At 45.1% G+C, this 12,121-nt stretch carries 10 protein-coding genes and 1 pseudogene; 5 read left to right on the forward strand and 6 right to left on the reverse strand.

What is annotated here, in order from left to right; translation table 11 throughout:
• Positions 1-8: 8 nt before the first annotated feature.
• Positions 9-971 carry an arsenic resistance protein gene (locus ACW9JV_RS13425; RefSeq protein ID WP_457335275.1) on the reverse strand — a complete coding sequence of 321 codons (963 nt, stop codon included), beginning with the start codon at positions 969-971 and terminating at the stop codon, positions 9-11.
• Between the two features lie 336 nt (positions 972-1,307).
• On the opposite strand from ACW9JV_RS13425, the pseudogene ACW9JV_RS13430 reads away from it, so the two are divergent.
• Positions 1,308-1,490 (forward strand): annotated as a pseudogene (locus ACW9JV_RS13430) (hypothetical protein); the annotation flags it as partial.
• A 359-nt stretch (positions 1,491-1,849) separates the two neighbouring features.
• Here ACW9JV_RS13430 and ACW9JV_RS13435 read toward each other — a convergent pair.
• Positions 1,850-4,735, reverse strand: a complete 2,886-nt coding sequence (locus ACW9JV_RS13435) for a DUF3427 domain-containing protein (protein WP_457335277.1) — start codon at positions 4,733-4,735, stop codon at positions 1,850-1,852.
• Positions 4,736-4,756: 21 nt separating this feature from the next.
• On the reverse strand, positions 4,757-5,155 hold the full coding sequence (locus ACW9JV_RS13440; protein WP_457335279.1) for a (deoxy)nucleoside triphosphate pyrophosphohydrolase: 399 nt from the start codon (positions 5,153-5,155) through the stop codon (positions 4,757-4,759).
• Between the two features lie 304 nt (positions 5,156-5,459).
• On the opposite strand from ACW9JV_RS13440, the gene ACW9JV_RS13445 reads away from it, so the two are divergent.
• From ACW9JV_RS13445 to ACW9JV_RS13460, 4 genes are all read left to right on the forward strand, one after another.
• Entirely contained in the window at positions 5,460-6,302 is an 843-nt protein-coding gene (locus ACW9JV_RS13445) for an STAS domain-containing protein (RefSeq protein ID WP_457335281.1), read from the forward strand.
• 353 nt (positions 6,303-6,655) lie between these two features.
• Positions 6,656-7,561, forward strand: coding sequence for a DoxX-like family protein (locus tag ACW9JV_RS13450; protein WP_457335283.1), 906 nt, complete (start codon positions 6,656-6,658; stop codon positions 7,559-7,561).
• Positions 7,562-7,571: 10 nt separating this feature from the next.
• Positions 7,572-8,201: a DUF4166 domain-containing protein gene (locus ACW9JV_RS13455; RefSeq protein WP_457335285.1), complete on the forward strand. Its 630-nt coding sequence runs from the start codon at positions 7,572-7,574 to the stop codon at positions 8,199-8,201.
• 222 nt (positions 8,202-8,423) lie between these two features.
• Positions 8,424-9,005 carry a hypothetical protein gene (locus ACW9JV_RS13460; RefSeq protein WP_457335287.1) on the forward strand — a complete coding sequence of 194 codons (582 nt, stop codon included), beginning with the start codon at positions 8,424-8,426 and terminating at the stop codon, positions 9,003-9,005.
• Positions 9,006-9,096: 91 nt separating this feature from the next.
• On the opposite strand, the gene ACW9JV_RS13465 is transcribed toward ACW9JV_RS13460, so the two are convergent.
• The 3 genes from ACW9JV_RS13465 to map all read right to left on the reverse strand — a co-directional run bounded on the left by ACW9JV_RS13465 (position 9,097) and on the right by map (position 10,934).
• Positions 9,097-9,462, reverse strand: coding sequence for a DUF4181 domain-containing protein (locus ACW9JV_RS13465; protein WP_457335289.1), 366 nt, complete (start codon positions 9,460-9,462; stop codon positions 9,097-9,099).
• A gap of 97 nt (positions 9,463-9,559) precedes the next feature.
• Entirely contained in the window at positions 9,560-10,153 is a 594-nt protein-coding gene (locus ACW9JV_RS13470; RefSeq protein WP_457335291.1) for a DJ-1/PfpI family protein, read from the reverse strand.
• A gap of 40 nt (positions 10,154-10,193) precedes the next feature.
• Positions 10,194-10,934, reverse strand: coding sequence for a type I methionyl aminopeptidase (gene map / locus ACW9JV_RS13475; protein ID WP_457335293.1), 741 nt, complete (start codon positions 10,932-10,934; stop codon positions 10,194-10,196).
• Positions 10,935-12,121 lie beyond the last annotated feature (1,187 nt).

Below are 12,121 nucleotides of genomic sequence, written 5' to 3' on the forward strand. Positions count from 1 at the left end.
CTCCTCTCTTATGATTCCCGCAGCAAAAAACGCGGAACGACGCGTATATAAACGAGTTCACTTAACAGTTCTATCATTGTCTGCGTGATGACAATGGCCGCCACCATGCTTCCTATCTCGGGCAAAGCCAGCGCAAGCGGCAGCACCACGAGGGAATTCCGCGTCGAGCAGCTGAAAATGAGCGCCCGTCCTTCCCCCGTTCCGAGGCGGAACCACCGCGCGGCGTATGCCGTCAGGATCGGCATCACCACCAAAAATACGATATATAAAGGAATCACCTTGACGATGTGCCCTCCATACTCCGGCAGTTTCGTGATTTGAGAAGCCACGACGACAAAAAGGGTAAGCGCCATAAACGGAACCGGCAGCCACGCAGAGCCGTCCAGCACCTTTTTTCCAACCGTCCTCCGCTTCGCCGCGAATTGCAGCAGTAAGGCCGCGGCCAGAGGAAGCCCGATCAACCCGAAAAACGCTTCAAAAAAGGGAGCCGGCTCCACGATGCCCGCCGCCTCCCGTCCCATAAACAGCCACAAATACACGGGAAGCAGAACCATCTGCACGACAAACAACAAAGGGGTGGAGGTTAAAACAAGCGATTCATCCCCTTTTCCAAGCGACGTAAACGCGATTACATAATCAATGCACGGCGTTAACAGCACCAGATAGAACCCGAGCAGCAGCACCGGATCTTCCGGAAGCAGCCGCGCCAGCAGCCAAGCCACCACCGGCACCACGATAAAATTAACCAAAAGCAGCGCCTTGATATACGTTCTGTTCCGGAAAGCCTGTTTCAACGCGCGAAAGGGAATCTGAGAGAACATGCTGTACATTAAGAGGGCAATTATGATGAAAATGAGAGCCCCCAGGCGTTCCGCGTATCCCGGAAGCAGCAAACCGAATCCCGCCGCTATGATGAAACTGATAATATAAATGCCCACCTGCTTCGTTTCCAGCTGTTCCTTCGTGACCAATATCCTTCCCTCCTCTACCGGGAATCAAAAGCCGTGCTTGAACCAGGCAAAAGACACCGCATTCAAACGTTTCTCTTTACATAAATCATAGAGAAAAAAATCCCTTTTTTCAGCCGGCAGCCAAGGAGCGTTACCCACATTTTAGTCTCTAGTACTATTCATGGTATAAAGAGAAAGTCATCTGACCATCAACCACTCTTGCAACATTTCCACAATGTTTTTTTATCTCAATAAATAATCAGCAGTATTGTACTCTGTGTCCTCATTATATCATCACGGAGAATAGCAGGTATGCTGCTCTTTTTTCCAATTGTTTATGGTTAGACTTGGCAGGAAGAGATTTGTAATTATCACAAACTTCGTTATACGAATGTAGCCGTCGAAGGCAAAAATAATAAAATAAAAGCTCTGCAGCGTCGGCTTCACTCGCAACCCCTAAGGATACAAACAACGCATTTTGCTGGAGTGCAATGTAGAGAAAGTTCAGTATTAAGCAGTCAAGAACATATTCTGATTTAGACCCGTTTAGACCCAAATAGATAAATGAATTGGGTGTTAAAGGCTTTCTGAATTAACAACTTTTAATAAATCTCTTTGTTTTTTCTATTGCGAAATATTCTTATAGCACTGTCTAGAATTATTATTAAACCAAGTATTCTATACATAACTACACTGCGACCAGCAAAAAAGGAAAAGAAAGTACTCATGAAAATGAATAAACCAATTATAATTAACGCCGTACTAAAAACATAAATGAAAGTTTTCATAGCCTCAACACCTACAAATTAGATTTAGATTTAATCAAAGCGGGGGTGGGAGAGCCCCAGCGGATGCTTGAGGCCCACCCCCAACCTGTTGGACCACTCCTTTAATCACTTTTAGGCCTCTATTAAATACCGATACAACTGATCATCGATGCTTTCCTTCAACTGCAAGTTCATGTGAACTACGGGGAGTTGCTTGCCTTTATCATCCTCCATCGTTGTTTGCGCGGCTTGATTCGTATCCGGCAGTGCTTGGCCGACATAGTAAAAGTCACTTCCTTCATCGTCATCTTTTTTCACAAAGATGGGAAGAAAGGTGTTATTTTCACGAGCTCGAAGAATCGCCTTCACTTCTGGAGACTCAAACGTCCGCTGGCTACGCGTAAACCAACGAATCACGTCTTTGCTGAGAAACTCATCATGATAGTTCACACTGGCTTCCACGTCATCGTCTTTATGGTACGTGATAAAAATCGGGCACGTATTATACTTCACTTTGTACCCAAATACCGTGGCTTTCTCATCATTCTCCCAATTCAGCAGCTTCATCGTGTCTTTGCGGGAGTATTTTTCGTGGAGCTGAAAGGGTTCTACACAAGAGTAATGCTGCATTTTCTGAAAGCCTACCGTTACGACATCTTGCACGAATGCGCGGAAGTTCTCATTTTGCTCCAACTGCCGTTTCACTTCGGCGGTCCACCGGTACGTACCGTTTTCTTTTACCACGATTGGCTTTTCCCCGTACTTCTTCTGGTCCTGCATCGTGAAAAATTCTAAGTTAAAGATGCGCTCCATTGATGTCAGCGTCGCTTCATCTGTACGGCACCCAGAAGCTTTTAACCGATCTATAAAGGCAGCATGCGTTACCGTTCCATATTGCAGCACCATGTCTAATAGCAACACTTCATGCCTGCGTTTTCCTGGCAGAACTTCTTGAGAAAGCATCGTCAGCACTTGACTTTCATGCTTTGTGTATAACTGGATTTCCTCTTTCATTTTCACCAAAAATTCATGGTAATTAAGCGTTTTGCCAACAATGACTTCTGGATCTATAGAGTAATGAGCCTGAAAATCAGCAAGATAAGGAATGCGACCCAATCTATTTTTCAATTCCTGATAAGCGTCTTTTAAAATAGACATCTGCATCAGGTTTTCTGTATTAATAGACTCAAAGATTTTCTTTTTCGCTACTTCTTCAAAATGAATCGACGACACACCGTGAATATAGCTCGTATCTTTCATACGCCGCCGGATGTTGTCTTTGTTTTGCGACTTATCTCCGGATAACGCGATAGGAATCAGATAGTTCTTTTTATAGTTGCCGATAAAATCAATCACCGTTAGAAAATCTTTGGAATCGTGTTTACGCAAACCACGTCCTAGCTGCTGAATAAAGATGATGCTAGATTCAGTTTGCCGTAGCATGACAACTTGGTTAATGCTTGGAATGTCGACACCTTCATTGAATATATCGACGGATAAGATGTATTCCAGCTCGCCGTTTTCCAACTCGTCAATCCTGCGCAGCCGTTCTTCCTGAGAATCCTCGCCTGTCAGAGCTACAGTACGGTATCCTTTGTCATTCATCGCAGCAGACAAATGATGGGCTTCTTCTTTTTGACTACAAAAGATAAGACCGCGCACGTAATCCCCCGACCATCCATAGTAATTGATTTTTTCCATAAGATGTTGAACTCGTTCTTCCGTCACTAAATCCGTCAGGCTGGTCGTATCATCAATGAGGCGACCGTTTTGTTCAAATTCGGTCACGCCAAAATACTGAAACGAGCAGAGCATGTCTTCCTCTAACGCTTCCTGCAAGCGAATCTCGTACGCTATTGTGTAATCAAATAGCTCATAAATGTTCACATCATCTGTCCGTTCAGGCGTTGCAGTCATACCCATAAAAAAGTTCGGCGTAAAATAATCCATGACTTTCTGGTAAGACGGCGCTCCTGCTTTATGTACTTCATCGATTAAAATGTAATCAAAGGCTTCGCGCGAAAAGTTCTGCAACTGTTCCTCTTTTGATAATGTTTGAATGGTCGCAAAAACATATCGCGCTTCTATGTCTCTATGATTGCCGGACAACAAACCGTAATCGTAATCTGGGCCACCTAGCACACGCTGAAAATCGTCTTTCGCCTTTTTCAAAATTTGTTCTCGGTGCGCGATAAAAAGCATACGTTTTGGCGCGTAGCGGCGCACATCAAACGCAGCTAAATACGTTTTTCCTGTCCCTGTTGCAGAAATAATAAGGGCCTTATCGTTTCCTTCGGCCCGCACCGTTTCAAGTTGCTGCATAGCATTTTGCTGCATCGTATTCGGTTCAATCGTGACAGCTTGCTGCCACGGGTTTGTCTCATAGGAGGTCGGAAGCTCCGCAACCTGTTCAGGTAGAGATTTGGCTTGATCATACGCTTTAGCATATTCTTCAATCCACGACGCTGTCACCGGTGTCGCTGTCTGCCACATCTCTTCAAATTGGTTGTAAAAATGGTGAATGATCTCTCCATTTTCATGAGAGGTCAACTTCACATTCCACTCATGATTTACTTGCAGCGCTGACGCTGTTAAATTCGAACTTCCAACAATAAGAGTATAGTGGGTCGGCTGCTCGAAAATATAGCCCTTCGCGTGAAATCCTTGAACATCTGTGACACGAACGTCCAAGTTGTCCATCTTCAATAACTCCCGAAAGACAGCAGGCTGGTTAAACGTTAAAAAGGTAGATGTAAGAAGGCGTCCGGAAACGCCTTTATGTTTCAAATCCAACAAGTGAGATTTCAACGTAGCTAATCCCTGTTCCGTAATAAAAGCTACCGAGAACAAAAACGACTCACAGTGATCCAATTCTTCGGTTATGGTCGATAGAACTTCTTGTTTCGCTTGTTTACTGTTCAATAATAATTGAGGTTGATGGTTCCCTTTATTCGGATGGGTTTGATCAATAAATCCGCGTTGTAGCGAGCTTTCTAAATCCTTGATGAAATCTTGCAAAAAAGCACCACCTATGTAAAATTAACCGTTAAATGTTGCTGCAATTTTTTCAATAGCTGGAATGTCGGCAGGTGCCCAGTCTAACGTGTGAAGGTCAGATGGCGTTAACCAACGGATGGCGACGTGCTCCGTCAATGATGGAGTTCCTTCAAGCACGTGGCAATAAAAAGTCGTCAAATGAACAATGCCAAAATCATAGTCATAGACCGTATGTTCAATTTGTTCACCAATCTCTATACGGCACTGCATTTCTTCGTCTATTTCGCGGCGCAGCGCTTCCTGTGGTGTTTCATCCTGTTCAATCTTGCCCCCAGGAAACTCCCATTTGTATGGAAGGGATTTCGAATCACCACGTTGCGCGCATAAAATTTGATCTTCTTCTACGATAACCGCTCCAACGACGTGTATATTTTTTTTCATGTCACCACTCCCAACTTTTCATTTTTTCAAATACTAGTCTTTTCTCTTCTCCTTCTTTATAACTAGCACTACACTCTATGCGACCACTCCTGTCAGATAAGCTGGTGCGGGCGGTAACGGCTGATATCGGCGAGATTCATTCGCTTCAGCCACCATGTAAAAATCGGTATCATACACATCTTACCAAATCACATGATTTGTGGCGATTCTTTTAAAAAAGATGTTTTAACTATGACAAAAGAGGGTATATTTAATTTGTTAAGTTTGGTTTCATACCTATTACCCTTATGTTGGAGTGACAGAAATGGATGTTGTATATCAGGAAGGACAGAATATTAAGGCATTTCTGGAGACTAACCAGAATATTTTTGAAGAGCAGCTGCTGCAGGAGGCGGTGAATGTCCGGGAAAAGATTAAGGAAATTCAGCGGATCGGCAATATTGATCTGATCGCGAACGCGCATAGACTCGTGTCCTATATTATCGATCAGCGCGAAGACGATTTGATTGCGTTTTCGGAGCAGGAAGGTGAGGCGTGGGCGAAGTATTCGTTGACGCTGACGTTCAAGCTGGAATGGGTGCAGGCGATCCGGCGCACGTTGTGGCGTTTTTTGGAGCGGTATGAAGAATTACTGCCGGAGCAGCGGGAGACGAAGGATTTTTTCGCGCTGGAGAAGCGGATCAATGATTTTGTGGACAAGTTCCTGAATTCGTTTTTCCTGACGTATTCGAGATACAAGGATCGGCTGCTGGAATCGCAGCAGAAACTCGTCGAAAACCTGTCGGTGCCGTTCATTCCGGTGAGCTCGTCGATGTGTGTGCTGCCGCTCATCGGCTCGCTGGATCTGGAACGGATGAATGTGATTGAAGAAAAGGCGCTGACCCAGATCGGCGACAAGGGCATCAAGACGCTCATTGTGGACCTTTCCGGCATTTCCGATATCGAAGCGGATGTGGCTCAGCGCCTCATCCGGTTGATTGACGGCATTCACATTATGGGAAGTCGGCCGGTCATCACCGGCGTCCGTCCGGAAGCGGCCCGGAAGATGGTGGAGATGGGAATCGACCTGGAAGACAAGGTCGAAACGAAAGGAGACCTGCAGCAGGCACTGTCTGCCTATTTCGCCGCTTCCTCTTCAGAAGAGTAATCCACATCAGACGGGATGGGCAGACAGCTCATCCTGCTTTTTTATCGATTACAGGAAGAAAACGACGAAGTATGTTATTAAAATAATCTTTGGTATTTGACGCGGAAGTGTAAAAACAGAAGAATGATGTGATATATATGCGACAAAAAATGGATAGGATTGTCGGTCGGTGATGACTGTGCTACAGTAAACGTACGACAGAACGCCTCTCTGTGCGTGTTTAGAACAGATGGAGTCGTTCTATTTTTTATATTCATACATGGAATTTTTTCTGCAAATTCATCAATTGAATCAGGCTTGCGGACATAGGTGCAAAACGTTAGATAGTTTATTATATTGGATGTGAAAAAGATATGAAGAATACCCCCATTTATGTTGAGATACCTATACATACGAACATGGACGCGTTATGGGAGGCCAGCCAGAATCCGGCTTTGCATACGCAGTGGGATCTTCGATTTTCTTCTATCACTTATTTGCCCAAAAAAGAATCGGAGCCGCAGTTATTTTCCTATAGAACAGGGATAGGTTTTGCAGCCGTAGAAGGATGGGGGAAGAGTGTCGGACGTTTTGACGGGGAAGATGGTTCACGGACATCGTCTTTGCATTTTGGAACGGACCAGACCCTTTCCCCTATCCGTGAAGGAAAGGGGTATTGGAAGTACCACCCCGAACACGATGATACGATCACTTTTTTAACGCAATATGATTATACCCCTGGATTCGGCCGCATCGGTGACTGGCTGGACCGTTTGATGTTCCGGCCGTTGATGGGACGTGGAACCGCCCTTAGTTTTGATGTGTTAAAAAAGTGGCTGGAAAAAGGAGAGACACCGGGCTCTCAATATGTACGGTTCTTTAGTCACTGGATTCTGACGTTCTTTTTCTTCTTTCTATGGATGTATCATGGCCTTCTTCCTAAGCTCCTTTACAGGCACCCGGATGAAATAGCGATGGTCCAGGCCTCCCTCCCCCTTTCGAACACGCAGGCACTATGGGTGGTGCTGATCATGGGCATGGGGGAAGTTGTATTTGGATTGATATGGCTGTTTTATAGAAAGAAACGGCAGTTATTTTTACTTCAACTGATTCTGCTGCCTTTCCTCACTGTTTCGGCCGCGCTGGCGGACCCGCGTTCTCTCGTTGATCCTTTTAACCCTTTCACCTTCAATCTGGCGTTGTTTGTTCTATCAGTGATCGGGTATGTCATCAGTACGACAGAACTGCCGACTGCAGCCAACTGTAAAAGAAAGAAATAAGGAGATTTTGATGACAATTTTCAAGCAGGTCCTGGGAAACGCATTTCATCGATTACATCCGGCACTGCAGAGAAGGTATGAGTCAGCAGACGGCGGTCGTTTTGAAGGAAAAGGCGTGATGCAGAAGATAGAGGGAGGTCCAACATGGTTACTTCCCCTGCTTAAACTGGGAGCCAGACGGAAGCTGCTGTTCCCGGAACGCGGGGAAAACATTCCTTTTACGATAAGGAACACCCGTAGAACAGGCGGTAATGGGCAGGAGGAAATCTATTGGGAAAGAATCTTTCATTTTGAGAAAAACAAAAGGTACTTCCATGCTGTCATGAGCCTTGATAAGAAAAGAAATATCATTAAGGATTATCTGGGGGAACCACCGATCGTCTACTCCGATTTGTCCTTTTCTGTTTCACAAGACGGTGGCTTACATATCACATCAGAGCGGCAGCGTTTGATACTCGGGAAAATGGAAATCCCTGTTCCAACACCCTTCCAAGGCTTAGCCGCCGTAACCGAAACATTTAATGAAGACCATCAAGCGTTTGAAATAAAAGTCGTGGTGAAAAACCCTGTCATCGGCAGGCTTTTCTCGTATGAAGGAGAGTTCACAAGTGATGACATTCCGCACAGTCGGCTGCTTTAATGTTTTATTATTTCTCATTATCATCCTATTTTCGGCCCACCCTCAATATTTTTTGATGTTAACAGCCGCTCAGCTCTTATTCGTTCCCTTTACGCTCCATGTGATCACGAAAAAGGATAAGAGCTGGATGGCAAAATATCTGCCGTTTCTTTGTGTTCCTGCATCTTTGGCGGTCTTTCTATTACATATAACAGATCAAACGGTACCCGGACACTATCTCCTGTGATTATCGATTTTTATGAAAATACCAATGATTACAGGTTATTTGCTGAGGTGACATGGCATACATGGTTCAAACCATTTGCCGTCGTGTACCGGTTGATCAGCCGATACGTTAAACAAATCAATCTTCCCCTGTCACGAAAACAGGTAGAAATGACCGGCGACATATTTTCAGTGAAGGATGCGTTAGACGGAAGATATCGTACAAGGGCATGGGTCCGCAAAATAAACGAAGACGTAACGTTTGTCGCTTTATATTCTTCGCATCAGGAAGAAGGCCTGACGTTTATGAACATTTCCCTTCCGCTTCCTTTTTCTGCAATGACGGGGATTTTAGAACTTAACCAATCGGGAAACGAATTAATGTTAACCAGTGAAAGCCAACAAAGAAAATCTGGTCCGGGTATTTATCTGGCTGTGAAACATCACTTAGTTGCATTGCCTATACACGAACGTTTTCATCTCAAAGAAAGGGAAAAAGGAACATTACTGGCCCATCACCGCATGACGATATTTCACCTGCCCTTCTTAACCATTGACTACCACATTTACAAAAAGGAACGAACGATAAAAGAAAGATAATGCCGGCAGGGTCAAGTTTTTGAACACAACACAAAGTCCCATTCCGCCGTTACAGCAGGGATGGGGCTTCATTCTGTATGCTGGATATCGTCTACAGCACAAAAAACTGAATGTACAACAGACCGATGGCAAGTGTCAGCAGGGAGGCTATGTAATATTTCGGCTCCTGGAGATAGATCCGCTCCATGGCCGCCTGATACAAAAGCAGGGCGATAAGAAACAGCGTCCAGAAGACGGGATCATCCATTTTTTCCAGCGAAACGTGGATGAAAAAGCTCGTCACCAATAACACCGTGAGTCCTGTATAATAAATCCGCTTTCCGGACGTATCCCCAACCGTTTGCCGTTCTTTCCCTGCCAACACACGGCCCATACCCTGGTGCACCGCCGTCATGACCGTCAGCATCAGTGTCAGATTCATACGTTTCATCCTTTTCCAGATGGTATCTACTTCCAATTGTTTCAACCCTCCTGGAAAAAGTCAATGACCTTTCTGAAGCTGCATAACTGCTGATGGGAAAGGGTATGGAGATATATTTATTGAAAAAAAGCCGCTATATCTCTATATCGTATTCCATTCTCTTGGCTGTTTTTTCCGCAGCCGGTTTCCCGTGAAGGCGGGAAAGGACGTGGAAGGACATATCCATTCCTGCTGAAATACCGCCGGACGTAATAACGGCCCCTTCATCCACGTACTTCACGTCACGCACGACCGATACGGCAGGAAACTCTTTTTCCATCCTGTGCGCGTCCATCCAGTGTGTAACGGCCCTTTTCCCATCCAGGATTCCCGCTTTGGCAAGGAGAAGGGCGCCTGTGCAGACAGATATCATCATTTCTGCCTTGGATTGCTGCTTCTGGATCCACTCGATAACGCTGGGGTTATCGATTTCAACGGCTTCCGCCCCGTATCCTCCCGGCACAATGACAATATCGAAGGCGGGGTGATTATCAAAACTGTAATCCGGCATCACCTTCAGCCCATTTCTGGTGGAAATCATGCTGCCATCTTCCGAAACGGTTTTCACATCAAATGCGTTACGGTCAGAATCAGGGAAAGCTGCCAATGAAAAAACTTCAAACGGTCCGGCAAAATCCAGGACTTCCACTTCGTTAAACAGGAAAATTCCCACTGTACGTATCGACATCCTCATCCTCCCCTTCGGCGTCTTTATCACGCAGATGTTTCTATAACGTCGTAATAACCGGACCTTCCTTTGTAAGGATAATGGTGTGTTCGTATTGTGCCACAAAGCTTTCATCTGTTAAAAAAGTCCATCCATCATCTGATTGATATACTTCTTCTTCATGGGTGGAAATAAAAGGCTCAAACGCGATAACCATACCGTCCGTCAGCAGTTCGTCATCCCAGCGCGAGAAGAAGTTAAATATGTGTTCCGGTTCTTCGTGAATCGATCGTCCGACCCCGTGTCCCGTCAGATTTTTAATAACAGTGAAGCCCTGCTGTCTCGCTGTTTTGTTGACCACTCTTCCGATTCCGTTTTTTTTCGACCCTGGTTTTGCTTTTTCCAGTCCCGCGTCAAAAGCTTCCCGGGCCGTGTCACATAACCTCTGCAGCATCTCTTCCCCGTCCCCTACAACAAAAGAGACGCCGGTATCCGCGAAATACCCGTTTTTTGAGCCTGAAATATCGACATTCACGAGATCGCCTTCCTGAATTACGCGTTCGGACGGGATGCCGTGCGCCACTTCTTCGTTCACACTGATGCACCCGTACCCCGGAAAATCGTATTCGTCTTTCGGCGCCGACAGCGCTCCTGCTTTTTTGAAAAGATCTCCGGCTATATCATCCAGCTCTTTGGTCGTGATGCCGGGTTGGGCGCGGGAAACCAATTCATCGCGGATCCCCCCGCAGATTTTACCGATCTCTTTCAGTCCATTAAAATCCTCTTCCGTCTTAGCAATCATTTGTTACCCCCACTTTTTCACACCATTGATTTTTACGAGTCGACCTCTCCCCTCAGTGTAACTCACCTGTGACATGGAATCATTTCATCCTGTTCATGAACGCGAACGTTCCGATCACGCAAGGTGTGGAAGCACTGAACAACGAGCAGCTATCATTCTGATTGGCACCCTGTTCCATCAAATAAAATCCATTTCATTTCTATGTCTGAACGAAATTGCATAACACACAGAACGATCTAATCATTAATGTTTAATATACATAGTAATTATTATTCTCTAAAAATTCAATTCAAATCCAAAATCCATCCCCGTACCACTTACTATATATGTAAACAAGAAGACACTTGGCCACCGCCCCCAGTGCTTCAGCCTCCGATCAACAGTACCCATGAGATCCATGCGTCCACCCGCCGGAGGTCACCGGGTGCGGAGCGGTCTCTCTACGGTGCACAATCACAGGAGGCGGACGAAATTTTGCATATCAGCTGGTGTGTAAAGAGTACAATCCAGTTCTGGAATGCCAAAAGAGCATTTTAGAATGACGCTGGAGGGCACATTTTACCATGTGGGCAGAAAGTGTACAGGTTAGAGACATTGTCGCCGGCATAATGTCTCTAAAATGGGGTTTGCAGACACTTTTATCGGTTTTCTATACGATATGTCCGGTAACATTTTTTACTGGACACTTCAGCCGTATCAGCCAGCAATATGTCTGTAAAACTCCGGTTCGAGACATTTCTCAGTAAAAAATGTCCCGAACCGCCGGAAAAAGACAAGACAAGACAAGAAAAGCAGCATCGAAGTTCTTGAATGGAAGAGATCATTTTAGAGAGCTGGAGAGCCCCCTTCCTGTTAACCATTTAAAAGATTGAGATAATTACATTGATACCAAATGCGACAAGGGATGAAACCTAAAAAAACTGAAGATTATAAAGGATAATCCGGTTGGTTAATAAAACAACTCCATATACAGTTCTCCGGCTAAGATAAGGAGAAACACGATCGCGTTTATTACTAGAAATATACTGTTTACCACTAATAAAATAGTACCGAACACGCGCTTTCCCTTTTTTATACTCACCACACTAAAAACAACCCCTGCCACCATAACCGGCAGTGACCAGATTGTATCCACGATGGTTAATAGAACAACACCAGCAATGGCACAAAATATTGCTACATAGTTA

Source organism: Salibacterium sp. K-3 (assembly GCF_054052005.1).